The organism is Methylocystis rosea, from assembly GCF_003855495.1.
GTDB classification, from domain to species: domain Bacteria; phylum Pseudomonadota; class Alphaproteobacteria; order Rhizobiales; family Beijerinckiaceae; genus Methylocystis; species Methylocystis rosea_A.
The window spans coordinates 3,132,370-3,157,793 of sequence record NZ_CP034086.1; the positions used below are offsets into that span (position 1 = coordinate 3,132,370).

Below are 25,424 nucleotides of genomic sequence, written 5' to 3' on the forward strand. Positions count from 1 at the left end.
GAAGCGAAAAGCCGCGTGGCCCAGCGCGCCGCGAGAGCGCTGGCCGGGCCGCACGGCCAATTGGCGCCTCTCTAACACGCTTTGAGGGAGCGCGGAAATCCGGCGTTCTCATGGTGCAACGCAAACCAGCAGGCTACGGCAGGCGCCGACTCCAGTCCTCACGCGCGACCACCTCGACGATGCGCCGCGCGGCGTCGCGCCAGGCGACGCGCAAGACCTGGTCCGGGTCGGCAAAGCGGCGGCCGTCGAGAAAGTCGGCGATCGTCTCCGCCAGCGCTTTGGCGTCATTGACCTGAAAATAGAGCGCGCCGGCCCGTCCGACCTCGCGAAAGACCGGGATGTCGCTGCAGATGACCGGGCGGCCGCGGCGCGCCGCCTCGACGATCGGCAGGCCGAACCCTTCGGCATAGGAGGGGAAGATCAGCGCCGCCGCATGGTCGTAGAGAAACGAAAGCTCGTCGTCGTCCGCGTCGTCGAACCAGAACAGCCGACGGCCGAATTCCTTATGTCCGAGAATTTCGCTTGCCACCGCTTCTTCAAACCAGCCGCGCCGACCCACGACGATGAGTCGGACGTCGCGGCCACTCGCCCAGAGGTCTTCACAGGCGCGAAGGGCGACGCGCTGACCCTTGCGCGGTTCGATCGTGCCGACGGCGAGAAAGACCGGCGCATCGCCGGTGACCGCCGCTTTGATTTTATCGCGCGGCGCGGCGTCGGCGCGCAGCGCAAGATCGGAGCCGCAGTGAAACCAGCCGATCTTGAGACCAGGGCGATGCGGCAGCCCTTGCGCGGCGACATAGTCGGCGAGTTCGTCGGCGACGGTTCGCGAAATCGCGAGGAAACTGTCGCTCTCGAGGAGCGCCTTGCGCAGCCAGGCGCGATAGCGCGGCACCGTCACTTCGTGGCAGGCGTGCGGATAAAGCTCCGGAATGAGATCGAAGATGCAGGTGACGACCTCGCCGCCCGCGTCCCGAATCTTCGCAAAAACCGGCGCGAGTTCGTCGAAGGCGTTCCAGCTGTCAGAAAGCATCAGAAAGCGGTCGCCTTCGGCGATCGCGATCTCGGAGTCGGGCGCGGCGTCTCCGCCGACAAGTTCGGCGATGAAGCCATTGGCGGTCAGCAGCCGGCCGTCCTCGCAGCGTGCCGCCAGAACCGGCAGGTCGAAGCTTTCGCCGCTATAGAGGCCGCGCGTCACTTCCTTGACCACGCGCTGAATGCCGGTGCCGGCGTCGCGCTTGATCGTTCCCGTCACATCGACCAGCAGCCTTTGCGCCGGCAGCGGCGCGCCTCGAGCGGCCGGCGCGACTTCACCGGACGCCGACGGCGTCGTCGCGTCGGGCGGCGGCGGGCGAAAACGCGCGACGACAGCGTTGGCGGCGTCGGCGAGAAACGCTTCGACCGGCCGAAGAAAGCGATAGATATGGCCGGAGACCGAATAGATCAGCCGATAGCGCTCGTGGGTCAGATGCAGGAGTTCGGCGCGCAGATAATCGAGCTGAAATTCGAGCAGGCGAATGCGTTCGCTGTCCTGCTCGGGCTCTCGGTTTTGCCGCTCGCTCATGACTGTTTGCTCATGACGGCGTTGTGGTCTGCGCTTGGGCGGCGCGGGCGTCGTCGAGGAGCGCCTGCAGCATGTCGTCGATGTCGTGGCGGGGACGCCAGCCGGTCGCTTCGGTCAGTCTCGTCGCGTCGCAGGCGACGCTGGCGATGTCGCTTTCAGGGCGCAGCAGCGCCGGATCCACCTCGATCTCGAATTGCGCCCTTGCCTGTCCGCGCAGCCGCTCGAGCAGCGCCTCCATGCGATGCGCCCTTCCGGACGCGATGTTGAAGATCGAGACGGAGGCGGGCAGATCCCGCGCACTTGCGATCAGCCGCATATAGGCGTCGATCACGTCGCGCACGTCGAGGAAATCGCGGGCCTTGGAGAGATCGCCGACCCTGAGGCGGGGCTCGGCGCGCCCCGCCTCGATCGCCGCGATCTGCGCGGCGAAGGAGGCGAGCGCGAAGTTGCGATTGCGCTGGCCGGGTCCTGAATGATTGACCGGCCGCGCCACAATGAGCCGCCCTTTGGGAGCCAGAAGATCCGAAAGCGCGCTCTCGGCGGCGACCTTCGAGCGGCTGTAGACGTCCACCGGCCGCAACGGGGCGTCCTCGTTCAAGACCCCGTCGCGAAAGCTTGCGCCATAGGCCGCCGCAGTTGAGGCGAAGAGAAACGCCGCGGTTGGGCAGTGCCGGGCGACCGCCGCCCCGAGCGCGAAAGAACCATGAAAATTCACCCGCCAGGTCATTTCGGCGGCGTGCAGCGCCTGCGCGATCGACGACTGACCCGCGAGATGGACGACGAGATCGGGACGCATGCGCGCAATCAGCGAATCGATCGCGGCTTCATCGACAAGATCGGCGACAGCTGCGGCGAAAGCCTCATGGCCGCCGCGTTCGCCGGGACGCAGCAGCAGCGACCGCGTCGCCTGCGGATAGGCCTCGGCCAGGGCGGCGCAGAGGTGGCCGCCGACAAATCCGGCGCCGCCCGTCACCAAGATGCGCTCGAAGGCGGCCATCGCGGGCGCCCTTTTTCGGGTTAGGCCGACTCGCGCCGCAGCCGCTCGAGATCGGCGTCGACCATCTCGCAAATCATTTCGCGAAGATCGATCTCCGGCTTCCAGCCGAGAACCTGCCGCGCCTTGCTGGAATCGCCAAGCAAAACGTCCACCTCGGCCGGGCGGTAGAACGCCGGATCGATGATGACGAATTTTTCCATGTCGAGGCCGGCGTGCTCGAAAGCGATGTGGCACATATCGCGCACCGTGGTGGTGACGCCGGTCGCCACGACGTAATCGTCCGGCTTCTCCTGCTGCAGCATCAGCCACATGGCGCGCACGTAATCCTTGGCGTGCCCCCAGTCGCGCTTGGCGTCGATATTGCCGAGCCGCAACTCCGTCGCGAGGCCGAGTTTGATCGCGGCGACGCCGGTCGTGACCTTGCGGGTGACGAATTCGACGCCGCGCAGCGGGCTTTCGTGATTGAAGAGAATGCCCGAGGACGCGTGAAGGCCGAAGCTCTCGCGATAGTTCACCGTGATCCAATGGCCGTAGAGCTTCGCCACGGCATAGGGGCTGCGCGGATAGAAGGGCGTCTTCTCGCTTTGCATCGGCTCCTGGATGAGCCCGTACATTTCGGAGGAGGACGCCTGGTAGAAGCGCGCTTTGGGCGCGCCGAGCCGCATCGCCTCAAGCACGTTGGTGACGCCGACGCCGGTGACGTTCGCGGTGAGGATCGGCTGGCGCCAGGACGACGCGACATAGGATTGCGCCGCCAGATTGTAGATTTCGTCCGGCTGGATGGCCTGAACAGTGCGCAGCAGGCTTGAAAGATCTGCAAGATCGGCGTCGTGCAGATTCAGCTTGCCGCTGATGCCGAGCCAGCGCAGGCGATGGTCCTCGACGCCCCGGTGCGACGAGCGCCGCACCACGCCATGCACCTCATAGCCCTTGTCGAGGAGAAACTGGGAGAGATAGGCGCCGTCCTGTCCTGTAACCCCGGTCACCAGCGCGCGCTTGGTCATTAATGGTCCTGTTCAAAATGGCCGGCGGCCGTTGCGAAGGCGAACTCCGCGGCGGCGGCCTCGGGCGGTTCTCGCCCTAGCCGCGAGCGGGCGCAAAGGGCCGCGCGACGGAATTACAGAAACAGGGCGCCTGAAGCAAGAGCGTGGGCGGGAACAGGCCCGACGGCGGCAGGCGCCGCCGTCGCAGTGTCGGGAATTGGCGTTGGTCCGCTTACGCCGGTTTGTCGGGCGGCGGCAGTTTGCCTTCCGGCGTCGCCTTGTCGATCACTTCCGGCAAATACTGAGCGAGAAGCGCTTTCGCCTTGTCGATGTCGATGCCGGCGTTCTTGGCGATTTCCATCAGCTTATCGGCGTTGACCACCTTGCTGATGTCCATCTCGCTGATCTTTTCATTGGGACCGAGGCCGACCCAGGAGTGGATCTGCTTGCCCAGTCCGGAGTTCTCGAAATTCTTGACGACGCCGTCTAGGCCGCCCTGCTTCTCCACATAATCCTTAATAAGGTTCAGGGCTTCAGCCCCGATCACGCCGCCAGCGATGGCTTTGAGCCAACTCATGAGTATTCTCCCTTTTTAAAAAAGCGCGCGCTTTGCGCCGCGCTAGCTGAGATAAGGCGGGGCATAGGCTTTACAATGGCGGGGGATGGGGCAGGGGATCGGGCAGGCGGTCGCCGACATAGTCTAAGGCCTTCATTCAAATAGAAGATCCTTCTTGCGTTCGCCCCAGCGCCGGATTTCAGCCCAAATGTCAGGGGCGGTTTCGGCGTAGCGGAAAATATCGCGGTCCTGTGGAGCGATGACGCCCTCGTCGACCAAGAAGTCGACGTCAAAGGCGCGTCGCCAATAGCTTTCGCCGACGAGAATGATCGGGATCGGCTTGACCTTGCCGGTCTGCACCAGCGTGAGCGTCTCGAACAATTCGTCGAACGTGCCAAAGCCCCCCGGAAAGGCGACCAGCGCCCGCGCCCGCAGCATGAAGTGCATTTTGCGCAGCGCGAAATAGCGAAAGCGCAGGCAAAGCGACGGCGTGACATAGCTGTTGGGCAGCTGCTCGTGCGGGAGGGTGATGTTGAGCCCCACCGTCTCGGCGCCGGCCTCGAAGGCGCCGCGGTTCGCCGCCTCCATAATGCCCGGTCCGCCGCCGGTGACGATCGCGAGGCGCGGCCGGTCTCCGCTCTCGCGGGCGGCGCCGACGAGGCCGCCGAACTCGCGCGCGATCTGATAATAGCGTGAATTTTCGCGGGCGCGTTTCGCCGCCGCAAGCTGTCTGGCGAGAGCCGCGTCATTGGGATTGGCTGTCGCGCGCGCCTGAGATTCGGCGAGGCGGCTTTCCGCTAAAGCCGGCTCGACGATGCGAGTCGAGCCGAAGACGACGACCGTGTCGGTGACGCCATGGCGTCGCAGCAGCAGTTCGGCCTTGAGATATTCGAGCTCCAGGCGGGGACCGCGCGCTTCGGCCGACGTCAGGAAATGAATGTCCTCGTCGGCCTTGCGATAGGACGGACTGGAGAGGATCGCCTGCAGCCGCTTGGCGGCGGCGAGGTCCGGGATATGCGGCGCCGGGAGTGCGGACGGGGCCGGCCCGTCGGGCTCAGGCCGAGAATTTCGCTCTTCATCGCTTGCGCTCAATCATACTCTCCTTTGGCGCCCATACTCGCCTTGGCGCTTTTCTTTATTTCCGGATACGTCCGGCGTATATGAGCCGCCGGACGCCGGACGGCGAAGATTGATCGAGGAGCAGGGCGGGAGCGCATGGCCGGGCATAGTCAATTCAAGAATATCATGCACAAGAAGGGCAAGCAGGACGCGATCCGCTCCAAGCTGTTTTCAAAGCTCGCCCGAGAAATCACCGTCGCCGCCAAGATGGGCATGCCCGACCCGAATATGAACGCGCGGCTGCGCGCCGCCGTTCTCGCCGCTCGGGCGGAGAACATGCCAAAGGACAACATCGAACGCGCGATCAAGAAGGCCTCGGGCGCCGACGCCGAAAATTACGATGAAGTGCGTTACGAGGGCTACGCGCCGGGCGGCGTCGCCGTAATCGTCGAGGCGTTGACCGACAATCGCAACCGCACGGCCGGCGAGGTGCGCTCCTATTTCACCAAGGCTGGCGGCGCGCTCGCCGAGACCGGCGCCGTGTCCTTCATGTTCGACCGCGTCGGGCTCATCGAATTCGATAAGAAGGCGGCGACTGAAGATGCGATGATGGAGGCGGCGATCGACGCCGGCGCCGACGACGTCTCGACGACCGACGAGACGCATGAAGTCATCACGTCCGTCGAATCGCTGCGCGACGTCGCCAAGGCGCTCGAGGAGAAATTCGGCGAGCCGCGCAAGGCGGCGCTCGTCTGGCGCCCGCAGAACACGATCAAGGTCGACGATGATTCGGGCGAGAAGATCCTCAAGCTCGTCGGCGCGCTCGAGGACAATGACGACGTTCAGACCGTCTACGCCAATTTCGAGGTCTCCGACGCGCTGGTCGCCAAGCTCTCGGGATAACCCGGCGACGGGGCGATGACGCCGATCCGCGCCGGGGTGAGAGATGCACAATAAGCGAGGCTATCACCACGGTTCGCTCAAACAGGCGCTGATCGACGCCGCTTTGGACATTCTCGCCGAAGGCGGACCATCGGCGCTGACGCTGACCGAGGCGGCGCGCCGCGCCGGCGTTTCGCCCGCCGCCCCCTACCGTCACTTCAGCGGACGCGACGCGCTGATGAGCGAGCTGGCGCGCCGCGGTTTCGAGACCTTTGGCGCACGAATTGAAACGGCGTGGGACGAAGGCCGGCCTGACGCCAAGAGCGCGATGCGGGCGATGTGCGCCGCCTATCTCAAATTTGCGCGCGAAGAGCCCGGACTCTACGCGGCGATGTTCGGGCAGGCGAAGACGCTTGCCGATCCCGGCGCCGGCGGCGCCGCCGACCATGCGCTCGAAATCCTTTGGCGCGCCGTCGTGGCCTGGCTGCAGCAGGCGGGCGCGCCGGCGCAGGGCGCGCGCTACGCGGCGCTGCAAATATGGTCGCTCGCCCATGGCGTCGCGATGCTGACCATCTCGGGCCATTTCGATCCCGTCAAAAGCGCCGATCCCGCGCTGGTGCTCGAGAGCGCCGCGCAAGGCGTCATGGAGAGCGCTGCGGCGCGCGCGAAAGCCGCGCCAGCTTAATCTCTTGATAAAGCGCGACCGGGCGCCAAATTACGCGCGCGCTTTAATCCTTCATTAACGTTAACGCCCTCAAATGACGCAAATCCCAATTGCGTGAGGGCTCCCGTGACGCAAGCGTCATCCCGACACATCCGCTTCAGAGGCAGGTCCTTTCCCGTCCTGACGCTGGAGCCCGAGCAGCCGATCGAAGGCTGGTTCGAGCAGCTCGACGCGCTGCTTGAGCAGTCGCCCGCCTTTTTCAGCCGGAAGTCGATCGTCATCGACCTCGCCAAACTGACGATTGAGCGGCCACAACTCACCGAACTCCTCGAAAATCTCACCCGGCGCGGCATACGCCTGATGGGATTGTCGGGGGTCGACCCTTCATGGGCCTGCGACGATCTGCCGCCGATTCTGGCCGGTGGTCGCGCCACCCCGCAACCGCCGCCGGACGTCAGCGCAACGCGCGCCAAAGACGCAAGCCCTGGAACGCTGTCCCCAAGCGAAGAAGCAGCCTTCGAGGATATCGCCAACGCGCTCGGCGCCGGCGGCGCGCAGTCCGCCGATCCCAAAGCGTCCGAGCCCCCGGCGCCGACGGCTGCGCCGCTGATCCTGCTGGAGCCGGTGCGCTCCGGGCAGTCGATTTATCACCCGGACGGCGACGTGACGGTCATCGGCTCCGTCGCGTCGGGCGCGGAAATCATGGCGGGCGGCTCCGTGCATATCTACGGAACGCTGCGCGGCCGCGCGATGGCCGGCGCCTATGGCGAAAAGCGCGCGCGAATTTTTTGCCGCAAGCTCGAAGCCGAGCTGCTCTCGGTTTGCGGCGTTTATCTCACCGCCGACGAGATCTCGGCGAATGTTCAGAGCCAATCCATCCAGGCCTGGCTCGAAAACGAGACGGTCAAGATCGCGCGGCTCGATTAAGAGAGGACGAACAATGGCCAAGACTTTGGTGGTGACCTCCGGCAAAGGAGGCGTCGGAAAGACAACGTCGACCGCGGCTCTCGGGGCCGCGCTGGCCCAACAGGGTCACAAGGTCGCGGTCGTCGACTTCGACGTCGGCCTGCGCAACCTCGATCTCGTCATGGGCGCCGAGCGGCGCGTGGTCTTCGATCTCATCAACGTCGCGCAGGGCGACGCGAAGCTGCATCAGGCGCTCATCCGCGACAAGCGCTTAAACAATCTCTATCTGCTGCCCGCATCGCAGACGCGCGACAAAGACGCTTTGACCGAAGAGGGCGTGCAGCGCGTCATCAATGAATTGCGCGAGAAATTCGACTGGATCGTCTGCGACAGTCCCGCCGGCATCGAACGCGGCGCGACGCTCGCGATGCGCTTCGCCGACGTCGCGGTGGTCGTCGCCAATCCGGAAGTCTCCTCGGTGCGCGATTCCGATCGCATCATCGGATTGCTCGACGCCAAGACCGAACGCGCCGAAAAGGGCGAACGCGTCGAGAAGCATCTGCTGCTGACGCGCTATGACGCGCAGCGCGCCGGCCGCGGCGAGATGCTCAGCGTCGACGACGTGCTCGAAATTCTCTCGATACCGCTGCTTGGGATCGTGCCGGAGAGCGAAGACGTCCTGCGCGCGTCGAACGTCGGCGCGCCCATCATTCTTCACAACGCCATGAGCCCCGCGGCGCGCGCCTATTCGGAAGCGGCTAAGAGGCTGTGCGGCGAAAAACTGCCGGTGAACATTCCCGCGGACAAGAGGGGACTCTTCGTTCGGCTCTTTGGTCGGAGGGCGGCATGAATATTTTTGGATTGTTCGGGCGCCGCGGCGCCACCGCGCCGGTTGCGCGCGAGCGCCTGCAGATCCTTCTCGCGCATGAACGCAAGTCGGCGCGCGATTCGGATCTGATCGCCGTGCTGCACAAGGAAGTCCTCATCGCGATCTCCAAGCACATCAACGTCGACCCTGAAAAGGTCATGGTGAAGATGCATCGCAAGGAAGACATGTCGCTGCTCGAAATCGACATTGAAATCGAGCCGGCGGCGACGCTCGAGAGCGCCGCGGCCTTCGCGGATGACGCCGTGCTTGAAGAGGATCTGAGCGGCAAGGCGGCTTGATTTCTCGACGCGAAGCGGTTGACGGGGCGCCGCGCCAATTTTCTTGGCGCGGCGCTTTCCCTTGCGCCAATGTTAATGCATATTACATTGGTGTCGGCCCCGCTTTGCGGCGGGCGGCCGTTGACAAACTGGAGCCCATCATGAGCTGCCATCGTTATTCTCGCATGTCGTCATCCGCAGAGGGCGGCACGCCCTGGGGGCATCACGGACGAATGTCCTGGAGGCCCTACGAGATCGCGGCGGTGATCCTTGGCTTTTTGATCTTCTGGCCGCTCGGCCTCGGCATATTGGTCTGGAAGCTTTGGCAGCGCAGCCAGGGCTTTGAAGGCGACTTCTTCGCCTTCGCCCAGGAGCAGGGCGCGCGGGTGAAGGAGGCCGTGAGCGGCGTCGCTCGAGAGGGTTCGGCCGCCTGGGGCGGTCCCTCCTTCATGCGCTCGACCGGCAATGTCGCCTTTGATGAGTGGCGCGAAGGCGAACTCGCGCGTCTCGAGGAAGAGCGTCGCAAGGTCGCCGAAGCGGAGCGCGACTTCGCCGAACATATCGACCAACTGCGCCGCGCCCGCGACCGCGAGGAGTTCGAATCCTTTATGCGTGGCCGCAAAGGCGAGGATAAAGGCGCATAACGCCGGTTAAGGCTGCTCAAGCGCTTACCTGAACAGAAGAGGCGCAAATCGGCGATGTCCGATTTGCGCCTTTATTTTTTGCGCCTTTGGGGCCGAATTTTCTCGCCTCGCCCGCGTTCTTAACGGGGAATGACGGACCTTTGGCGCGTCAAAAGACCCCCTCTGACGAATCCGGTCTTGCCCTGATAGGAGACGCGGCACCAGCCCCTGCCGAGACCACTTCTGCAGCGAAGGACGTCGACCTTTTTGCCGCCGGGAATCACCGTGATAACGGAGGAAAACATGCTGGCGCGCCGTTTTAGGCTGGCTGCGTCAGTCGTCACGACTGGCGCAACGATGACCTGCGATCCGGAGGTCCCGAGCGCAGGCGCGTTCACCCATCCCGTCTTCGAACCATAGCGGATCTGGCACCAGCTGTGACGCCAGCCCGGGTTGCAGCTCAACACCTGCACATCCGATCCGGCCGGGATCTGGCCAATTCTACGCCACGAGGTTCCCGGTCCAGAGCGTAGCGTCGCCGGACTTTGAGCGGTGGCGGCCTGGGCGATGTCGTGGACAAGAAAAACGACGAGGCCGACCGTCGCTGCAGCGAGAATGTTTCGCATGATTAAATCTCCCAGGTGAACGTCAATGGACTTCTGTTTTCTCGCGTTGCGCCGACATATCAGGCGAGCGAATGGAGGGTTTTGCTGATCCGTTAGAGTGCCTTTCAGCAACGCTCCGAGTCGTTCGTTGTTGGAGAGACAAGAAGAACACAAATCGCAGCGCTTGATCGTTTCTCAGTTGGGATAGACCTCAAGCTTTTCTAGAGGGGTTGCACAACATTCTGAGATCGGAGCGCGCAGCCCATCGCCGCAGCGTGCGTCTGCAAGAGACGCCTCCGACCCTTACGAATTCAGAGTTGGCGCCAGCAGAGGGAACGCGCATTTCATTCAACGGAAGCCGTTTTTCCTTCGGAACGGCGGCGACAGCGGACTCGCGAGGCGCAAATCGGCAATGTCCCCTTTGCGCCATCAGTGGGCCATTACGATGACTTCTTGCGGCTTTTCTGTTATAGGTAGCAAATGTCCTTCGTCTCAGACGCTTGGACTGAGCGTCATGCCCGGGCGTTTTATCAATACTCAATTACGCTTGTGCCGAGGCGGGTCTTTCGAGCGACCTTCCTTGCCATATACGTCAACAGAAAGATCTTCAGCTTCAATGCGCCAGCCCACTCGTCCGTTCATAACGGCCTATAAAGGTCGGTCTCCCAAATCTCGCACTTCAAATCCATGGAAGATCGACGAGCCTGAAAATGCGAGTGGGAGTCCATCGCTTAATGGCTCCAGCGCTTCGGCGGCACCAGAGGTCGAACGCGACGCCTCATATTTGGCGGCTCTAAACGCGGCGGACGCGGTTTTCGGCGCCAAAATGGCTGAACGTCCCCAGATTCTCTCGCCATCGACAGGCCTGCCGGGACGTGTGCTCCCGAACCTCTTGCAGGACGACGTCATAAGCGATCCTCCGGCGCGAGGCGCATCAACTCGGACGCGTCGTGTGCGTCAGCCGGCCAAAGTTGCAGAGGCTGTTCCTGCGAAACCAAAAAAGGCGAAGCCGCAGACCGCGCCGCAGGCAGTAGTGACCCCGATTTTCACGGCGCCGCGCGCGAAAGAACCGGAACCGGAAGTCATTCTCGAGACATCGTCGCGGGCGATCAGGACGATTCGCAGGAAATGGGTGTTGAAGACCGAACTCAAGGCCGGCGAAACATGGAAGCGGCGCTTGAGCAAATTTGCGCGCTGATCACGTCGCCCGTTATCGCGCTCGTGAGCAGCACATCCCGTGCAGCTTGCGCGGGCGTGTGGATCGCCCGCCACAGTCCTCAAATATCTGAGCATTAACCACAATTCTCGACCCTGAATTAACGGCCCGGCGCCCATTGTCGCGGCCATGGTCCGCCGCGCCCATCACTCGTTGCTCGTGCCGGCGCTCGTCGCGTCGACGCTTTCCGCTTGCTCGATCGGGCAGAAGCCGCAGCGCCCGGCCTGGCGCACGCAGGCTGAAAACGCCTGTCTCGCCGAAAAGCGCGTCAACCCTTCCGACTACATCGCGCTCGCGCCCGAAGTCGACGGTCCGGGCATTTGCGGCCTGACGAGGCCGTTCAAAGTGACGGCGCTGCAGGGCGGGGCCGTTTCGTTCAACGCGACCGCCACGCTCGACTGCTCGATGGTGGCCGAACTCGACGCCTGGCTCGCCGACACTGTCCAGCCCGCCGCGCAGGCGCGCTTCGGACAGCAGGTGATTCAGATCAATTCAATGGGCTCTTATGCCTGCCGCGGCATGAACAATCAGCGCGGCGCGCAGCTTTCTGAACATTCCTTCGGCAATGCGCTGGACATCGGCGGCTTTGTGCTCGCCGACGGCCGCGAGATCACGCTTGTCCGCGACTGGGGGCGCGGCGACGCGCAGACACGCGCCTTTCTGATGGACGTGCATCGCGGCTCATGCGGGCATTTCTCGACGGTGCTGTCGCCAGGCTCCAACGCCTTTCACTACAATCATATTCACGTCGATCTCGCCCTGCACGGCCGCTCGGGGCGCAGCATCTGCAAGCCCGCGCCGCAAGAGACGCTGCCGCCGCCCGACCCATCGCCGCTGATCGCGCAGGGACGCGCGCCGCCTGCGCCGGATGACGAGACCGACAATGACACGACGGGCAAGCCGCCGCTCGCCGCGTTCGAAGGACCGGGAGTCGGCGCGCGGGACGGGTTCGGCCCCGTCGCCGGACCTGAGGCCTATGCGCCGCCGCCGCTTCCGCCGCGCCGGGACGGCATCGGCCAGCTCATCGAAGATCCGGATCAGACGTCGAGCATCGACCGGCGCCGAAGACTATAAATCTTCCCGCGTCAGTCCTGTTCGTTTGGCTATCCTCGCCAACATTCGTGGCCCGATCTCCTCGCCATCGTGAAACGCAAATATGAAATCAGGAAACCCACTTTTGGCATACGTCCGGTGAGAGCCGGCGGATCGCTTTTCCGTCCAACCTTTTCTTTCCAGCGCCGCACGAAGACGCTTCGCCTTTACGCTCGGCCATGGCGTCATGCAGCCGCGAAAGTAATATGAATCGGCTCAGTCGGGCGTTCGCCATGTTCGATGCGGTCTGCGATGACGCGTAGGGCCAGCGCCTCCACCTGAGCGATGGCCGCCTCGCGGGTCGTCGCGTATTTCAACGCGCCGGGAATTTCCAGAATTTCGGCGATCCAGCGGCCGTCCACCTCCTGCTCGGTCTCAACAGTCAGTTTCATCGCCCTTCCTCAGCGCTTGCTCGCGCCCACATTGACGAGCCGCAGAACGAGCCAAGCCGGGACGACGAAAATGGCGCCGGCGAGCACATAGCTCACAAGCTCCCGCACCGCGCCGAAGCCCAGCTGATAGATGCGGTCGAAGAAGGCCTGCACCCCGCGAAAAATGTCGATCGGCCGCAGTTCCAGCCACATCAGCAGGGCGCCGACGACGAGCGAAATGACGAGCAACCGCGCGAGAATGTTGAGCGGCGAGCCGCCGAGGAAATTTTCAAGCGTGTTGTTCGACGCCATCTCTCTGGTTTCCTGTGAAATTTTATCCGAATTCGGCAGAAGCAGCACGTCATGCGCGGCCTCTGGCCGCTCAGGCCGGGGCGGCTTGTCGAGATGCGGCCAATTGGCGAAGGGTCCCTGATCAGCCACCGGGGCGCTCCCGCGGACACGTCGTCGCTTTGGTTCTCACAGCGCGCCTCCAGGCGATGTCTCTTCGCGGAAGAGGCGCATTATGCGGCGCAGAAAGCGCTCGGTAAAGGAGAGCGCGCGTTCGAATTCCTCTTCGCTCGGCGCGATGTTCGGCCTTGCCGTGGGCGGGACGGGCGCAGCCTCGGCGCGCGCTTTGAGCGCGGCGTTCTCCTTGCGCAGACGGTCGATCTCCGCCTCAAAAGCGGCGCGCTCCTCGGCGCCAAGCCGACACGCCGTGACGCCGTCCTTCACCGAGCAATAGGACAGGGCGCCGGTCTCTTTGTTCAGCCGGACATAGCCGCCCTCGGCGGGGGTGAGCGTGAAGCGTTCGCCTTCCGGCGCGATGATCGGGGGCGGCGTTTCGGCGGCCGCCGGCGCCCCGAAAAGCGCGACAAGGACGATCGCGAGGAAGAAATGCTGTGCTTTGCCCATGGTCGCCGCTCTTAAGGGGAAGCTTGCTGGCACATGGGCGTTTGTCGTTCGCGCGTCAATGGCGGGCGCGCGCATCGGCCGCGCTTGAATGGCTCGGCCGGCTCGGCCATATAGCTGGAGCCGGAGCGCTTCACGGGCTCTGGCCGAAGAGGCGCCAACAGGGCTTCAACGACATGTCGCGTCCGCCGCTCAATTCGCCGTTCCTGCTCGGCTTCGATGAGATCGAACGGGCGCTCGACCGCGTCGCCCGCACCGCCTCCGACGGCTACCCTCCCTATAATATTGAGCGCATTCCGCGCGTCGAAAGCGCGCCGGAGCGGCTTCGGATCACGCTCGCCGTCGCCGGCTTCACCCGCGACCAGCTCGACGTCTCGCTCGAAGAAAATCAGCTCGTCATCCGCGGGCGCCAAACCGAGGATCGAGAGCGGCATTTCCTGCATCGCGGCATCGCCGCGCGGCAGTTTCAGCGCGCCTTTCTCCTGGCCGAAGGAATGCAGGTGCTGGGGGCCGATCTCGTCAACGGGCTGCTCTCCATCGATCTGGCGCGGCCCGAGCCGGAGCGGGTCATCAAAAAGATCGAAATCGCGGCTCGCGACTGAGCGCTTCCGGATCACAGGGAACCCTGTGATGTCCTTTTCGGACCGGTCGATTGCCCGCCTCGGCAGGATCGACGCCCAGGCGACAAATGTCGTCGCCCTCAACGCTTGCCGGCGCCATTTGCTTGAGAGCCTGCGCAGAAAGCCCTATCAGGTGTCATGTTCGAGCTCGCCGTCGCGCTTGTGTTGATAGTCATCAACGGGATTTTCTCGTTGTCAGAACTCGCCATCGTTTCGTCGCGCAAAGTGCGGCTGAAGACTTTGGCCGCCGAAGGTCGCCGCGGCGCCGCCGCCGCCCTGGCGCTGGCGGAAAATCCGGGACGCTTCCTCTCCACCGTTCAGATCGGGATCACGCTCGTCGGAGTCCTCGCAGGCGCCTTTTCAGGCGCCGCGCTGGGTCAGCGGCTTTCGCAAGAGCTGCGCGCGCTTGGTCTGTCGGACAGTGCGGCGGATTGGATCGGCTATGGCGGCGTCATCGGCGTCATCACCTACCTTTCCGTCGTGATTGGCGAATTGCTGCCCAAGAACATCGCGCTGCGCCATGCGGAAGCCATCGCCTGCCGCATGGCGGCGCCGATGGCGTTGCTTTCCACTCTGGTCACGCCGGTGGTCTGGCTGCTCGATGAGTCGACGAAGCTCATCTTGCTATTCGTCGGCCAGGCCAACGAGCTTCAGTCCTGGGTCACCGATGAGGAAATCAAGACCTTCGTCGCCGAGGCGCATTCGGCGGGGGCGATCGAGGCCGACGAACAGCAGATGATCGCGGGCGTGCTGCGCCTTGGCGATCGCGCCGCGCGTGCGCTGATGACCCCGCGCACGGAGGTGGACTGGCTCAATCTCAGCGAGCCGGAGAACCTTCTGCGGGAGAAGCTCATCGAGACGTCCCATGCGCGCCTGCCCGTCAGTCGGGGCGACATGGACGACATGATCGGCGTCCTGCTGATCCGAGACCTGCTTGGACCCGCGCTGCGCGGCGAGCCGCTCGACCTCGAATCCCATGTGAGGTCGGCGCCGGTCGTGCCCGATTCGATCGACGCGCTCGACGCGCTGAATGTTCTGCGCGAAGCCGAGACGCCGATGGCGCTCGTGCACGACGAATATGGCCATTTCGAAGGCGTGGTGACGCCGGCCGATATTCTCGACGCCATCGCCGGGGCGTTCAGATCCGACGAGGGGCATGAGGAGCCAGAGGCGCTTCAGCGCGAAGACGGCAGCTGGCTGCTGGCCGGCTGGATGCCGGTCGACGAAATGGCCGAGCTTTTGCACGTTGCCCTGCCCGAGAACAGGAGCTTTGAAACGGTGGCCGGCCTTGTCCTCGATGGGCTGATCCGCTTCCCGACCCTCGGCGAAACGGTGGAGAAGCTCGGATGGCGCTTCGAAGTCATCGACCTCGACGGACGCCGTCTCGACAAGGTGCTCGCGTCCAAGCTCCCCCCCGATTAACGGCGCCCGCTCGAGAGAAGCTAACGGCTGAGTTGCGGGAGGGGTCGTCGGCCGAGCGTGTGAGGTTTGCCCGGGCGGCAGGCGCGCCGGCGGCGCGCCTCTGAGTGGGACGGTTAGTGCAGGCTCACCATCTGCAGATGATTTTCACGGGCGTTGCCGATGCAGCCTTCTTCTGAATCCGCAAGCACGATCGGCGCGCCATCCGCACCGAAAAGCGCAAAGATCGTCAGCCCTGGCGCAATCTGCGGCGCCTGCGGGTAAAGCCGGTTGACGTCTTCCGAACTCATCGATCGCACGTAAGCGATGAGGCCATCGCCAAGTTGCGCGAACTGCTCGGGCGTCAGCGGAGACTCTCTGGTTTCGGTGGCGGTTTTCATTTCCATTTCTACCTCCAAGGCGGTCCTTTCGTCCCCGCCGACGGCCCCATTAGCGGGCGCGCCGTCTGATTTAAGATGTGTAGCCTTTGGAGATTTTGAAGGGGTCGCGGCTACAGGCCGAGCGCCAGCCGTGCAGGATCTTCGAGCAACTCTTTGACGCGCACCAGGAAAGTCACGGCTTCTTTCCCATCGACGACACGGTGATCGTAGGAAAGCGCCAGATACATCATCGGCCGCGCTTCGATCTTGCCGTCAACGACCACAGGGCGTTCCTGAATCTTGTGCATGCCGAGAATGCCCGATTGCGGCGCATTCAGGATCGGCGTGGACATCAGCGAACCATAGACGCCGCCGTTGGAAATCGTGAACGTGCCACCCTGCAGATCGGAGATGTCGAGCGAGCCCTCGCGCGCTTTGCGGCCAAGTTCGGCGATGGTTTTTTCGATATCGGCGAGCGATAGACGGTCGGTGTCGCGCACCACCGGCACGACGAGTCCCTTCTCCGTGCCGACGGCGACTCCGATATGGCAGAAGCGCTTGTAGATGATATCCGTCCCGTCGATCTCCGCATTGACGGCGGGGATCTCTTCCAGCGCCTGGCAACAGGCCTTCACGAAGAAGCCCATGAAGCCCAGCTTCACGCCGTGCCGCTTCTCGAACGCCTCCTTGTAGCGTTTGCGCAATTCGATGAGCGCCGACATGTCGACTTCGTTGAACGTCGTCAGAATGGCGGCGGTGTTTTGCGCTTCTTTCAGCCGGCGCGCGATCGTCTGACGCAAGCGCGTCATTTTAACCCGCTCTTCGTGGCGTGCGTCTTCCTGCGGAACTGGGACGCGGGGCGGCGGCGCCTCGACTCGCGCTTCCTGGGCGGGAAGCTCCTGGACGCGGCCTTCTTGCGCGGGCTGCGGCGCAGCCGCCTGACGCGCGGCGAATTGAACGACGTCCGATTTCAGCGCCTGGCCGCGCTTGCCGCTGCCGGGAACCTGAGCAACGTCGATCCCTTGCTCGACGGCGATCTTGGCGGCTGACGGCGCGGGCGGCATCTGGGTCGCGGCGGGCGCGGGCGCTGCCGGCGCCGGAGCCGGAGCGGATTTGGGCGCAGGCGCTGCGGGGGCTGGCGCCGGTTTAGGCGCGGGGCTTTTGCCGGCGGTCTCGCCTGCCTTCGCCGGCGCCGCGGCGCCCTCGGCGATCTGTCCGAGCAGCGCGCCAGGACCGACAGTTTCGCCCTCCTTGGCGACGATCTCGGCGAGCACGCCGGCTGCGGGGGCGTTGACTTCGAGCGTGACTTTGTCGGTCTCGAGCTCGGCGAGCGCCTCGTCGGCGCGCACCGCGTCGCCCGCCTTCTTGAACCAGCGGCCGATCGTCGCTTCAGTCACCGATTCGCCCAAGGTCGGCACGCGTATTTCAGCCATCGGCTCTCTCTTCGCTCGCGTCGCGTCTCAAGGCGCGAACGCTTCCTCCAGGAACAATTTCAGCTGTGCGAGGTGCCGGGACATGGTGCCCGTGGCCGTCGACGCCGAGGCGGCGCGTCCAACGTAGCGGGCGCGCTTCGACTTGCCGCCGATTTGCGTCAGCACCCATTCGAGATAGGAGTCGACGAAGGACCAGGCGCCCATGTTCTTGGGCTCTTCCTGGCACCACACGACGTCCGCGTCCTTGAAGCGCCCAAGCGCCGCGACGAGGCCCTTGAGCGGAAAAGGGTAGAGCTGCTCGACCCGCAGCAGATAAACGTCGTCAACGCCGCGTTTCTCGCGTTCGTCGAGGAGATCGTAATAGACCTTGCCCGAACACAAAATGACCCGGCGAATGTTTTCGTCGGCTTTGAGGACGAACGTCTCCGTCGGCGACGTTTCGGCGTCGTCGAGGAGCAGCCGCTGGAAGCTTGAGGCCATGCCCATTTCGCCGAGCCGCGAGACGGCGCGCTTATGGCGCAGCAGCGATTTCGGGGTCATCAGCACCAGCGGCTTGCGGAAGCTTCTGTGCAGCTGCCGGCGAAGGATATGGAAGTAGTTCGCAGGCGTCGTGCAATTGGCCACCTGCATATTGTCTTCGGCGCACAGCTGCAGATAGCGCTCGAGCCGCGCCGAGGAATGTTCCGGACCCTGGCCTTCGTAGCCATGCGGCAAGAGGCAGACGAGTCCCGACATGCGCAGCCACTTGCGCTCGGCCGATGAAATGAACTGGTCGAAGACGACCTGCGCGCCATTGGCGAAATCGCCGAACTGCGCCTCCCACAACACCAGCGCGTCGGGCTCGGCCAGCGAATAGCCATATTCGAAGCCGAGCACCGCCTCTTCGGAGAGCATCGAATTGACCACTTCGTAGCGGCCCTGGCCTTCGGCGATGTGATTGAAGGGCAGATAGCGCGCTTCATTCTCCTGATCGATGAGCACGCTGTGACGTTGCGAAAAGGTGCCGCGCTCGCTGTCCTGCCCGGAGAGCCGCACATTGTAGCCTTCATAGAGCAGCGAACTGATCGCCAGCGCTTCGGCCGTCGCCCAGTCGATCGGCCCGCCATGTTCGATGGCCGCCTTCCGATTGTCGAGAAAACGCTGGATCGTGCGGTGGGCGTGGAAATCGGGCGGCGTCGACGTGATCTCGGCGCCGATGTGCTGCAGGGTCTCGAGCGCTACGCCGGTCTGTCCGCGACGTTCGTTCTCCGAGAGTTGCCAGCCCGATTTCTTTCCCGCCCAACGGCCGTCGAGCCAATCCGCCTTGTTGGGCTTGTAGCTCTGGCCCGCTTCGAACTCTTCGTTGAGCCGCGTGCGCCAGTCTTCCTTCATGCGATCGACATCTTCGCGAGTCGTCACGCCTTCCGCGATCAGACGGTCCGCATAGATATCGAGCGCCGTGCGGTGCGCCCGGATTTTCTTATACATCAGCGGCTGGGTGAATCCCGGCTCGTCGCCCTCATTATGGCCGAAGCGGCGATAGCACCACATGTCGATGACGACGGGCTTTTGGAACTGCTGACGGAATTCGGCCGCGACGCGGGCGGCGAAGACGACGGCCTCCGGGTCATCGCCGTTCACGTGGAGAATCGGCGCCTCGACCATCTTCGCGACATCGGACGGATAGGGCGAGGACCGCGAGTAGCGCGGATAGGTCGTGAAGCCGATCTGATTGTTGATGATGAAGTGTATCGAGCCGCCGGTGCGATGCCCCTTCAATCCGGAAAGGCCGAAACATTCCGCGACGACGCCCTGGCCGGCGAAGGCCGCGTCGCCGTGGATGAGGAGCGGCATCACCGAGCGGCGGTCGCCGTCGGCGCAATGATGCTGATCCTGCTTGGCGCGCACTTTGCCGAGCACGACCGGATCGACGATCTCGAGATGCGACGGATTGGCGGTGAGCGAAAGATGCACCTTGTTGTCGTCGAACACGCGATCCGATGACGCGCCGAGGTGATATTTGACGTCGCCGGAGCCTTCGACTTCATCGGGCAGGAAGGAGCCGCCCTTGAATTCGTGAAACAGCGCGCGATGCGGCTTCGCCATCACTTGCGAAAGCAAGTTGAGACGGCCGCGGTGGGCCATGCCGAGAACGATTTCCTGGACGCCGAGCGCGCCGCCGCGCTTGATGATCTGCTCCAGCGCCGGAACAATGGATTCGGCGCCGTCGAGCCCGAAGCGCTTCGTGCCGGTGTATTTCACGTCGAGGAACTTTTCGAAACCTTCCGCCTCGACGAGCTTGTTGAGAATGGCGCGTTTGCCTTCCTGCGTGAAGACGATCTCCTTCTTGGGACCTTCGATGCGCGCCTGCAGCCAGGCCTTCTCCTCCGGATTGGAGATATGCATGAATTCGAAGCCGATCGTCCCGCAATAGGTGCGGCGCAGGATCGTGACCATTTCAAAGAGCGTGGCGTATCGCATCCCCAACACGCCATCGAGGAAGATTTTGCGCTCGTAGTCCTCGTCGGTGAACCCGTAGGTCTGCGGATTGAGCTCGCCGTGATCGTAGCGCTGCTCCAGTCCGAGCGGATCAAGATTGGCGTGTAGATGGCCGCGCATGCGATAGGCGCGGATCATCATCAGGGCGCGCACGGAATCGCGCGTCGCCCGCAGCACGTCCTCGCCGCCGGGCGTCGGGGCGGCGACGGGAGCGACTGGCGATTTAACAGGCGCCGGCGCCTCGCCGACGATCGCGCTCACCCATTCGCCGTTCGGCTGCGGCCAGTCGCGCCGCGCCCAGCTCGGGCCGTCGGCGGCGGCCTGCTCCTGCGGTCTGACGCCCATCTCGGCGAAGAAATTGCGCCAGTCGGCGCTGACGGAAGAGGGATCGGCCTCGTAGGCCGCAAGCAGGCCCTCGAGATAGCCCGCGTTCGCCCCCTGCAGAAACGATGTCGAAGCAAGAAAGTCATTTTGCGGCGAGCGCGCGCCCACCGGCGCGGCGGGTCCGGCGCCGCCATTGGTTTCAAAACGCGCCATCTCAATCTTTCCCAAAAGCGCCGGCGCTCAAAGCCCCCGACGACTTTCGAAGCGATGAGCGGGCGAGCCGCTAGCCCTTCAGCGCTTCGACCAAGGTCTTTCCCAGCCTCGCAGGCGAGGGCGACACTTTGATGCCCGCCGACTCCATGGCTGCGATTTTACTTTCGGCGTCGCCTTTGCCGCCCGAGACGATCGCGCCCGCGTGGCCCATACGGCGGCCGGGAGGCGCGGTGCGGCCCGCGATGAACCCGACCATTGGCTTCTTGCGGCCGCGCTTAGCTTCGTCTTTCAAGAATTGGGCCGCGTCTTCCTCGGCCGCCCCGCCGATCTCGCCGATCATGATGATGGACTTAGTTGCCTCGTCTGCGAGAAACAACTCCAGCACTTCAATAAAATCCGTGCCTTTGACGGGATCGCCGCCGATGCCGACGGCTGTCGTCTGACCTAAGCCTTCGCGCGTCGTCTGGAACACCGCCTCATAGGTGAGCGTGCCGGAGCGCGACACGACCCCGACCGAGCCACGTGAGAAAATATTGCCGGGCATGATGCCGATCTTGCTCTCGCCGGCGGTGACGACGCCGGGGCAGTTCGGGCCGATGAGCCGGGATTTGGAGCCGCAGAGCGCGCGCTTGACGCGGATCATGTCCTGGACCGGAACGCCCTCGGTGATGCAGACGATGAGCGGGATCTCCGCCTCGATCGCCTCGCAGATGGCGTCGGCGGCGCCCGGCGGGGGCACATAGACCACGGACGCGTCGGCGCCGGTCTTTTCGCGCGCCTCGAGCACCGTGTCGAAGACCGGAAGATCGAGATGGATCGACCCGCCTTTGCCGGGCGACACGCCGCCGACCATTTTGGTGCCGTAGTCGAGCGCCTGGACGGAGTGGAAGGTGGCGGTCTTGCCGGTGAAGCCTTGGGTGATGACTTTGGTGTTCTTGTCGATCAGCACGGACATGAAGCGCAAATCCCGAAACAAGCGAAAACGGCGCGCGCGCCTTTGAATAAGCGAAAAACCGGAGCCGCCGCCCGTCGTCGCCCGCGCGGAACCTATTGACAAAAGCTCAGCCGCACAAGGCGGAGAAGGCCCCTGCGACAGGGGGCCGCGATGAAGGGCAGCCAGACTTGCCGTGAGCGCCGCTGCAACCTGTGGAAAGTTGTCTCAATAGCTTGACGACAACGCAGAGCTATATTGTCATAAACCAGTCACTAAACCAGTTGCGAGCGTAAAACGGAGTCATCAACGCATTTGCATAGGTGATTGAAATGAAGTCCATTTTCCGGACATCAACGATATTTAGTTTATCGATCTTCACAGCGTCATGCGGGTCGGGGCCGGCTCAGAATTCAGTTCACGTCCGCGCAGGAGACGAGATTCCATCTGCAAAAGTGTATTATTTGCCAAGAGGAATTGTAAAGCTGGAATTCAAATCGGACGGTAATACAGTAACTGTTGCCGCTCCTACTGCGGAGATTATTCCTGATTCCCGGGCGCAATTTGCGGCCTTATGGAATGAAGCATCCTCAGCAGAGGATAAATTTACATTTGCTATTAATAGCAAGGGTTTGCTTACGTCAGTATCCTCAATTAACGAAGATAAAATCCCAGAAATTATTCAGAAAATTGCGGACATAGCAAAAGAAGCTGGGAAGGGCCTGATTCCATTTTCAGCACCAAGCGGATTAGCAGCTCAGCCGCCGAAATTTGATATCAGGAAAACTATAGATCCGTTTTGTAGCGAAAAGAAATGCAATAGTTCGGCAAGTAATGAGTTCTTTGATGTCTCTTTCAGAAAAATGAACGGGAACAGAATCTCACGCCTTACTGATGCTGAGATTGATGCTTTAGCTGACGATTGTATTGCTGCGATTTGCCTTCGTGTGCCGGTGCCCATCAAAGTAAGAGTGACAAGCACCCGCGCCCTGGAGCAAAGTATTCCAGTGCATATTGACAACGAATTTGTAGTGATGCTTCCAGACCCTTCATCCGTAGTCAGGTTTGAGATTGAGCGTGGCCCTTGTATTAAGCGCCAAACAGACCTGACTTTTGAGTCAGGGATGTTAACAAAGGCAGAATTGACAAAGCCAAGCGAAATACTTGAGTGCTTAGAGATACCTTTAAGTATTGCGAAGGCAATTGCCGAAATTCCAGGGGCGATATTGACTGCTAAAATAAAGCTAATGCAAGATGAGCGGGCAATCGTTTCCGAGCAGGCAGCATACTATAGAGAAATTAGGACTTTGCTTGACAATCAATACGCTCTGCTTGCTGCGTTGGCCAAAAAATGAACGGAGCCGGCGGTTTCCCGCCGGCTTTTTTGTCGAAAGGACTTGGCTCAGTGCGGGGCGGCGCCCAGGCTCGACACGTCGACCTTCACGCCCGGCCCCTGGGTGGAGCTGAGCGCGACGCGCTGAATATAGGTGCCCTTGGCGCCCTGCGGCTTCGCCTTGGCCACGGCGTCGACGAAAGCCTTGATGTTCTCGACGAGCTTGCCGTCGTCGAACGAGGCCTTGCCGATCGTTCCCTGCACGATGCCAGCCTTTTCGACGCGAAACTCGACCGCGCCGCCCTTCGAGGCCTTCACCGCGCCGGCGACGTCCATCGTCACCGTGCCGACCTTCGGGTTCGGCATCAGGCCGCGCGGGCCGAGCACCTTGCCGAGACGGCCGACGAGCGGCATCATGTCGGGCGTCGCGATGCAGCGGTCGAAGTCGATCGTTCCGCCCTGCACCGTCGTCACGAGATCCTCGGCGCCGACGACGTCGGCGCCCGCCGCCGTGGCTTCATCAGCCTTGGCGCCGCGCGCGAAAACCGCGACGCGCAGAACGCGGCCGGTGCCGTTCGGCAGATTGACCACGCCGCGCACCATCTGGTCGGCGTGTTTGGGGTCGACGCCGAGATTCATGGCGATTTCGACAGACTCGTCGAATTTGGCCTTAGCGCGCTCGCGCACGAGCTTCACCGCCTCGTCAATCGCATAGAGCTTGGTGCGTTCGATGCCCTCGCGGGACTTGGCAATACGTTTTCCGACATGCGCCATGGTCTTACTCCACCACCTCAAGGCCCATCGCGCGGGCGGAGCCGGCGATCATCGACATCGCGGATTCGATCGAAGCGCAGTTGAGATCGACGATCTTCTTTTCCGCGATGTCGCGGATCTGCGCCTGTGTGATCTTTCCGACGACGTTGCGGCCCGGCAATTTGGAGCCGGAGGCCGGCTTCTTGCCGATCTTGAGGCCCACCGCCTTCTTGAGGAAGAAGCTGACCGGCGGCTGCTTCATTTCGAAGGTGAAGGAGCGGTCCTGATAGGCGGTGATGACGACGGGGATGGGCGTCCCCTTCTCGATCTGTCCCGTCTTGGCGTTGAACGCCTTGCAGAACTCCATGATGTTGAGGCCGCGCTGGCCGAGCGCGGGACCGATCGGCGGCGACGGATTGGCCGCGCCGGCCGGCACTTGCAGTTTGATATAGCCGGCGATTTTCTTCGCCATTTGCTTTCTCCAACGTTTGACGCCCGCCGCGATTTTTCACGCGTCGGCGCCGGTTGCAGTTCGTGGTCCGGTCTGAGCTCCCCAATGGCGTCGGGGCAGACCCGCCACGTATGATGTCCAGCGCAAAGTTGCCGCAGGAACCCGAGCTTCTAAGCGATGCCCGAGAAATGATCAACTGCCTGATCTGAATCGAACAAATCTGTTAATTTGGGGGTCGGCAAAAGCCCGGATTGTAAGCTCATCAACTTGGCAGAACCGTTGGTTCCAGGCTCATTAATATTGAGAAATCAAGCAGATCTGAGAGGTCAGCCCAGAATATGCTGTCTCGAAATAAGCCCTGTTTCTGTGGAAGCGGAAAACGCTTCAAGCACTGTCATGGTGCCTACACCATCAATCGTCCCGACGCGCCGATAGAGAACTGGCATGTTGTGCCGCAATATGTGCGCGACGCCTTCAACCAAGGCCAAATGGCAAAGGTGAGGCATTATCAGCAATTTGGTCTGCATCGCCCTCCTCTAGTTGCGGGCAGTGACCGCGATCGCTTCATCGTTCGCGGGGATCAAATTCTGCATTGGGCTGGCGGAGGCAGCTTTCTCAACTTTTTGGAGTCTGACTTACTTCGCGACATGGGCGAAGGGTTTCGCCGCAATGAAGCACATCCTCTCCACGTATGGTGGAAGTCTATGCGTGCCCATGCCGAGGCTTACAGTAAGTCTGGCGCGCACGGCAAAATTCTGTCGACAGTGGCAGCAATTAACTTCTTCACCGTCGCTCACGATCTTTTTATCATCGCCGACAATGCGAGACCCAGGGAGCGGCTGTTGAAGTCGCTACGAGTCCCAGATCAATTCCACGGCGCGCGCCACGAGTTAATGGTCGCCGCTTCCCTTGTGCGGGCGGGCTTCAAGATCGACTTTTCTGACGAAACGGATTCTGACCGGAAACATTGCGATGCAACAGCAATACACAGAAGGACGGCCCGAAGCTATTTCGTCGAAATGAAAGCAAAGGGCCGACCCGGCATCCTGGGCAAACCTGGCCCGAGTCCCTCGCCGGACGAAATGAAGCGCGACGTTTCTCGTCTACTCCGAGTTGCCTTGGAAAAGCCAGCCTCTGGCGAGCGACTTATCTTTCTTGATATGAATTTACCTCCAATGCCGTCGGGGACTGATGAGGGTGTATGGTGGCAGAGCGATGCTATCGCTTCAGTCCGCGCAGTAGAAAAGCAGCCGGGTAATTTAAAGCCTGACATATCGGCATTTATTGTTTTCACCAATGTCCCAAGCTACCAGATGGGGATGGAAGATTATTACGCTGGGCTTGAGATCGCCTTTACTGCTTTCCGCAAGCCGGGTTTCGCCACAGAGACAACGCTGCTTGGCGATCGCTACCCTGACATCGCCGATTTGTTTAACGCGCTCAAGGCGCATGACTTAGTGCCCGACTCATTTTAGCGACCAGGGCTAAGTTCCGTTGAACGAGAATTGTCGTAGCGCCTCAGAAAAACGGGTGCGAAAAC

The 25,424-nt window shown here is 62.5% G+C and carries 28 protein-coding genes; 11 read left to right on the top strand and 17 right to left on the bottom strand.

Going from position 1 to position 25,424, the window contains the following annotated elements:
* Window positions 1-133: 133 nt before the first annotated feature.
* From EHO51_RS15180 to EHO51_RS15200, 5 genes are all read right to left on the bottom strand, one after another.
* Complete coding sequence (locus tag EHO51_RS15180) at window positions 134-1,561, bottom strand: glycosyltransferase family 4 protein (RefSeq protein WP_124739594.1); 1,428 nt, start codon at window positions 1,559-1,561, stop codon at window positions 134-136.
* Between the two features lie 10 nt (window positions 1,562-1,571).
* Window positions 1,572-2,558, bottom strand: coding sequence for an NAD-dependent epimerase/dehydratase family protein (locus tag EHO51_RS15185; protein WP_124739595.1), 987 nt, complete (start codon window positions 2,556-2,558; stop codon window positions 1,572-1,574).
* Window positions 2,559-2,578: 20 nt separating this feature from the next.
* Window positions 2,579-3,562 carry a GDP-mannose 4,6-dehydratase gene (gene gmd / locus EHO51_RS15190; RefSeq protein ID WP_018406561.1) on the bottom strand — a complete coding sequence of 328 codons (984 nt, stop codon included), beginning with the start codon at window positions 3,560-3,562 and terminating at the stop codon, window positions 2,579-2,581.
* Window positions 3,563-3,773: 211 nt separating this feature from the next.
* On the bottom strand, window positions 3,774-4,118 hold the full coding sequence (locus EHO51_RS15195; protein WP_109024460.1) for a YidB family protein: 345 nt from the start codon (window positions 4,116-4,118) through the stop codon (window positions 3,774-3,776).
* Window positions 4,119-4,250: 132 nt separating this feature from the next.
* Complete coding sequence (locus EHO51_RS15200) at window positions 4,251-5,189, bottom strand: TIGR00730 family Rossman fold protein (protein WP_124739596.1); 939 nt, start codon at window positions 5,187-5,189, stop codon at window positions 4,251-4,253.
* Between the two features lie 123 nt (window positions 5,190-5,312).
* Here EHO51_RS15200 and EHO51_RS15205 point away from each other — a divergent pair, with 123 nt between their 5' ends.
* From EHO51_RS15205 to EHO51_RS15230, 6 genes are all read left to right on the top strand, one after another.
* Window positions 5,313-6,059: a YebC/PmpR family DNA-binding transcriptional regulator gene (locus EHO51_RS15205; RefSeq protein ID WP_124739597.1), complete on the top strand. Its 747-nt coding sequence runs from the start codon at window positions 5,313-5,315 to the stop codon at window positions 6,057-6,059.
* A gap of 43 nt (window positions 6,060-6,102) precedes the next feature.
* Window positions 6,103-6,723 (top strand): TetR/AcrR family transcriptional regulator, encoded by a 621-nt coding sequence (locus tag EHO51_RS15210; protein ID WP_029649139.1) that lies wholly within the window; start codon window positions 6,103-6,105, stop codon window positions 6,721-6,723.
* 105 nt (window positions 6,724-6,828) lie between these two features.
* Window positions 6,829-7,629, top strand: a complete 801-nt coding sequence (gene minC / locus EHO51_RS15215; RefSeq protein WP_124739598.1) for a septum site-determining protein MinC — start codon at window positions 6,829-6,831, stop codon at window positions 7,627-7,629.
* Window positions 7,630-7,642: 13 nt separating this feature from the next.
* Window positions 7,643-8,458, top strand: coding sequence for a septum site-determining protein MinD (minD, locus tag EHO51_RS15220; RefSeq protein WP_018406567.1), 816 nt, complete (start codon window positions 7,643-7,645; stop codon window positions 8,456-8,458).
* Entirely contained in the window at window positions 8,455-8,775 is a 321-nt protein-coding gene (minE, locus tag EHO51_RS15225) for a cell division topological specificity factor MinE (RefSeq protein ID WP_018406568.1), read from the top strand. The genes minD and minE overlap by 4 nt, the downstream gene beginning before the upstream one ends.
* Window positions 8,776-8,915: 140 nt before the next feature.
* On the top strand, window positions 8,916-9,398 hold the full coding sequence (locus EHO51_RS15230; protein ID WP_245434620.1) for a DUF2852 domain-containing protein: 483 nt from the start codon (window positions 8,916-8,918) through the stop codon (window positions 9,396-9,398).
* Window positions 9,399-9,517: 119 nt separating this feature from the next.
* Here the strand turns inward: EHO51_RS15230 and EHO51_RS15235 are convergent, their stop codons facing one another.
* Complete coding sequence (locus EHO51_RS15235) at window positions 9,518-10,003, bottom strand: SH3 domain-containing protein (RefSeq protein WP_124739599.1); 486 nt, start codon at window positions 10,001-10,003, stop codon at window positions 9,518-9,520.
* Between the two features lie 936 nt (window positions 10,004-10,939).
* Window positions 10,940-11,329 (bottom strand): hypothetical protein, encoded by a 390-nt coding sequence (locus tag EHO51_RS15240; RefSeq protein ID WP_124739600.1) that lies wholly within the window; start codon window positions 11,327-11,329, stop codon window positions 10,940-10,942.
* Between EHO51_RS15240 and EHO51_RS15245 the strand changes: the two genes are divergently transcribed.
* Window positions 11,328-12,272, top strand: a complete 945-nt coding sequence (locus EHO51_RS15245) for an extensin-like domain-containing protein (RefSeq protein ID WP_124739601.1) — start codon at window positions 11,328-11,330, stop codon at window positions 12,270-12,272. The two genes, EHO51_RS15240 and EHO51_RS15245, sit on opposite strands and share 2 nt — an antisense overlap.
* On the opposite strand, the gene EHO51_RS21260 is transcribed toward EHO51_RS15245, so the two are convergent.
* From EHO51_RS21260 to EHO51_RS15265, 4 genes are read right to left on the bottom strand one after another with little or no spacing between them, the layout of a single operon-like run.
* Window positions 12,267-12,479: a type II toxin-antitoxin system HicA family toxin gene (locus tag EHO51_RS21260; protein ID WP_083909727.1), complete on the bottom strand. Its 213-nt coding sequence runs from the start codon at window positions 12,477-12,479 to the stop codon at window positions 12,267-12,269. The two genes, EHO51_RS15245 and EHO51_RS21260, sit on opposite strands and share 6 nt — an antisense overlap.
* Entirely contained in the window at window positions 12,476-12,682 is a 207-nt protein-coding gene (locus EHO51_RS15255) for a type II toxin-antitoxin system HicB family antitoxin (RefSeq protein ID WP_018406574.1), read from the bottom strand. Before EHO51_RS15255 ends, EHO51_RS21260 begins: the two co-directional genes overlap by 4 nt.
* A 9-nt stretch (window positions 12,683-12,691) precedes the next feature.
* Window positions 12,692-13,102, bottom strand: coding sequence for a DUF6460 domain-containing protein (locus EHO51_RS15260; protein WP_124739602.1), 411 nt, complete (start codon window positions 13,100-13,102; stop codon window positions 12,692-12,694).
* A 36-nt stretch (window positions 13,103-13,138) separates the two neighbouring features.
* On the bottom strand, window positions 13,139-13,573 hold the full coding sequence (locus EHO51_RS15265) for a hypothetical protein (protein ID WP_124739603.1): 435 nt from the start codon (window positions 13,571-13,573) through the stop codon (window positions 13,139-13,141).
* A gap of 173 nt (window positions 13,574-13,746) precedes the next feature.
* Between EHO51_RS15265 and EHO51_RS15270 the strand changes: the two genes are divergently transcribed.
* Together EHO51_RS15270 and EHO51_RS15275 are read left to right on the top strand one after the other, a co-directional pair.
* Window positions 13,747-14,172 carry an Hsp20 family protein gene (locus EHO51_RS15270; protein ID WP_124739604.1) on the top strand — a complete coding sequence of 142 codons (426 nt, stop codon included), beginning with the start codon at window positions 13,747-13,749 and terminating at the stop codon, window positions 14,170-14,172.
* Window positions 14,173-14,328: 156 nt separating this feature from the next.
* Window positions 14,329-15,612: a hemolysin family protein gene (locus EHO51_RS15275; RefSeq protein ID WP_124739605.1), complete on the top strand. Its 1,284-nt coding sequence runs from the start codon at window positions 14,329-14,331 to the stop codon at window positions 15,610-15,612.
* Window positions 15,613-15,725: 113 nt separating this feature from the next.
* On the opposite strand, the gene EHO51_RS15280 is transcribed toward EHO51_RS15275, so the two are convergent.
* The 4 genes from EHO51_RS15280 to sucD form a co-directional block, all read right to left on the bottom strand.
* The gene (locus EHO51_RS15280) at window positions 15,726-15,995 is read right to left on the bottom strand and encodes a DUF1150 family protein (RefSeq protein WP_018406579.1); all 270 of its coding nucleotides are present in this window, start codon (window positions 15,993-15,995) and stop codon (window positions 15,726-15,728) included.
* A 104-nt stretch (window positions 15,996-16,099) separates the two neighbouring features.
* Window positions 16,100-17,401 carry a 2-oxoglutarate dehydrogenase complex dihydrolipoyllysine-residue succinyltransferase gene (gene odhB / locus EHO51_RS15285; protein WP_124739606.1) on the bottom strand — a complete coding sequence of 434 codons (1,302 nt, stop codon included), beginning with the start codon at window positions 17,399-17,401 and terminating at the stop codon, window positions 16,100-16,102.
* A 27-nt stretch (window positions 17,402-17,428) separates the two neighbouring features.
* Window positions 17,429-20,416, bottom strand: a complete 2,988-nt coding sequence (locus tag EHO51_RS15290; RefSeq protein WP_124739607.1) for a 2-oxoglutarate dehydrogenase E1 component — start codon at window positions 20,414-20,416, stop codon at window positions 17,429-17,431.
* A 70-nt stretch (window positions 20,417-20,486) separates the two neighbouring features.
* On the bottom strand, window positions 20,487-21,371 hold the full coding sequence (gene sucD, locus EHO51_RS15295) for a succinate--CoA ligase subunit alpha (RefSeq protein WP_029649127.1): 885 nt from the start codon (window positions 21,369-21,371) through the stop codon (window positions 20,487-20,489).
* Between the two features lie 308 nt (window positions 21,372-21,679).
* On the opposite strand from sucD, the gene EHO51_RS15300 reads away from it, so the two are divergent.
* Complete coding sequence (locus tag EHO51_RS15300; protein ID WP_124739608.1) at window positions 21,680-22,702, top strand: hypothetical protein; 1,023 nt, start codon at window positions 21,680-21,682, stop codon at window positions 22,700-22,702.
* Window positions 22,703-22,749: 47 nt separating this feature from the next.
* Here EHO51_RS15300 and rplA read toward each other — a convergent pair whose 3' ends face one another.
* Window positions 22,750-23,454: a 50S ribosomal protein L1 gene (gene rplA, locus EHO51_RS15305; RefSeq protein WP_018406583.1), complete on the bottom strand. Its 705-nt coding sequence runs from the start codon at window positions 23,452-23,454 to the stop codon at window positions 22,750-22,752.
* Window positions 23,455-23,458: 4 nt separating this feature from the next.
* Window positions 23,459-23,905: a 50S ribosomal protein L11 gene (rplK, locus tag EHO51_RS15310; protein WP_014891468.1), complete on the bottom strand. Its 447-nt coding sequence runs from the start codon at window positions 23,903-23,905 to the stop codon at window positions 23,459-23,461.
* 317 nt (window positions 23,906-24,222) lie between these two features.
* On the opposite strand from rplK, the gene EHO51_RS15315 reads away from it, so the two are divergent.
* Window positions 24,223-25,359: an SEC-C domain-containing protein gene (locus EHO51_RS15315; protein ID WP_124739609.1), complete on the top strand. Its 1,137-nt coding sequence runs from the start codon at window positions 24,223-24,225 to the stop codon at window positions 25,357-25,359.
* Window positions 25,360-25,424: the final 65 nt, after the last annotated feature.

What these genes read in the sequence shown, in the direction of transcription:
- EHO51_RS15180 (WP_124739594.1), bottom strand. Translation starts at nt 1,561, where the DNA reads ATGAGCGAGCGGCAAAACCGAGAGCCCGAGCAGGACAGCGAACGCATT.
- EHO51_RS15290 (WP_124739607.1), bottom strand. Translation starts at nt 20,416, where the DNA reads ATGGCGCGTTTTGAAACCAATGGCGGCGCCGGACCCGCCGCGCCGGTG.
- EHO51_RS15265 (WP_124739603.1), bottom strand. Translation starts at nt 13,573, where the DNA reads ATGGGCAAAGCACAGCATTTCTTCCTCGCGATCGTCCTTGTCGCGCTT.
- EHO51_RS15245 (WP_124739601.1), top strand. Translation starts at nt 11,328, where the DNA reads ATGGTCCGCCGCGCCCATCACTCGTTGCTCGTGCCGGCGCTCGTCGCG.
- EHO51_RS15185 (WP_124739595.1), bottom strand. Translation starts at nt 2,558, where the DNA reads ATGGCCGCCTTCGAGCGCATCTTGGTGACGGGCGGCGCCGGATTTGTC.
- EHO51_RS15210 (WP_029649139.1), top strand. Translation starts at nt 6,103, where the DNA reads ATGCACAATAAGCGAGGCTATCACCACGGTTCGCTCAAACAGGCGCTG.
- gmd (WP_018406561.1), bottom strand. Translation starts at nt 3,562, where the DNA reads ATGACCAAGCGCGCGCTGGTGACCGGGGTTACAGGACAGGACGGCGCC.
- EHO51_RS15195 (WP_109024460.1), bottom strand. Translation starts at nt 4,118, where the DNA reads ATGAGTTGGCTCAAAGCCATCGCTGGCGGCGTGATCGGGGCTGAAGCC.
- EHO51_RS15240 (WP_124739600.1), bottom strand. Translation starts at nt 11,329, where the DNA reads ATGGCCGCGACAATGGGCGCCGGGCCGTTAATTCAGGGTCGAGAATTG.
- rplK (WP_014891468.1), bottom strand. Translation starts at nt 23,905, where the DNA reads ATGGCGAAGAAAATCGCCGGCTATATCAAACTGCAAGTGCCGGCCGGC.
- EHO51_RS15315 (WP_124739609.1), top strand. Translation starts at nt 24,223, where the DNA reads ATGCTGTCTCGAAATAAGCCCTGTTTCTGTGGAAGCGGAAAACGCTTC.
- EHO51_RS15235 (WP_124739599.1), bottom strand. Translation starts at nt 10,003, where the DNA reads ATGCGAAACATTCTCGCTGCAGCGACGGTCGGCCTCGTCGTTTTTCTT.
- rplA (WP_018406583.1), bottom strand. Translation starts at nt 23,454, where the DNA reads ATGGCGCATGTCGGAAAACGTATTGCCAAGTCCCGCGAGGGCATCGAA.
- sucD (WP_029649127.1), bottom strand. Translation starts at nt 21,371, where the DNA reads ATGTCCGTGCTGATCGACAAGAACACCAAAGTCATCACCCAAGGCTTC.
- EHO51_RS15275 (WP_124739605.1), top strand. Translation starts at nt 14,329, where the DNA reads ATGTTCGAGCTCGCCGTCGCGCTTGTGTTGATAGTCATCAACGGGATT.
- odhB (WP_124739606.1), bottom strand. Translation starts at nt 17,401, where the DNA reads ATGGCTGAAATACGCGTGCCGACCTTGGGCGAATCGGTGACTGAAGCG.
- EHO51_RS21260 (WP_083909727.1), bottom strand. Translation starts at nt 12,479, where the DNA reads ATGACGCCATGGCCGAGCGTAAAGGCGAAGCGTCTTCGTGCGGCGCTG.
- EHO51_RS15300 (WP_124739608.1), top strand. Translation starts at nt 21,680, where the DNA reads ATGAAGTCCATTTTCCGGACATCAACGATATTTAGTTTATCGATCTTC.
- EHO51_RS15205 (WP_124739597.1), top strand. Translation starts at nt 5,313, where the DNA reads ATGGCCGGGCATAGTCAATTCAAGAATATCATGCACAAGAAGGGCAAG.
- EHO51_RS15255 (WP_018406574.1), bottom strand. Translation starts at nt 12,682, where the DNA reads ATGAAACTGACTGTTGAGACCGAGCAGGAGGTGGACGGCCGCTGGATC.
- minE (WP_018406568.1), top strand. Translation starts at nt 8,455, where the DNA reads ATGAATATTTTTGGATTGTTCGGGCGCCGCGGCGCCACCGCGCCGGTT.
- EHO51_RS15230 (WP_245434620.1), top strand. Translation starts at nt 8,916, where the DNA reads ATGAGCTGCCATCGTTATTCTCGCATGTCGTCATCCGCAGAGGGCGGC.
- EHO51_RS15280 (WP_018406579.1), bottom strand. Translation starts at nt 15,995, where the DNA reads ATGGAAATGAAAACCGCCACCGAAACCAGAGAGTCTCCGCTGACGCCC.
- minD (WP_018406567.1), top strand. Translation starts at nt 7,643, where the DNA reads ATGGCCAAGACTTTGGTGGTGACCTCCGGCAAAGGAGGCGTCGGAAAG.
- EHO51_RS15270 (WP_124739604.1), top strand. Translation starts at nt 13,747, where the DNA reads ATGTCGCGTCCGCCGCTCAATTCGCCGTTCCTGCTCGGCTTCGATGAG.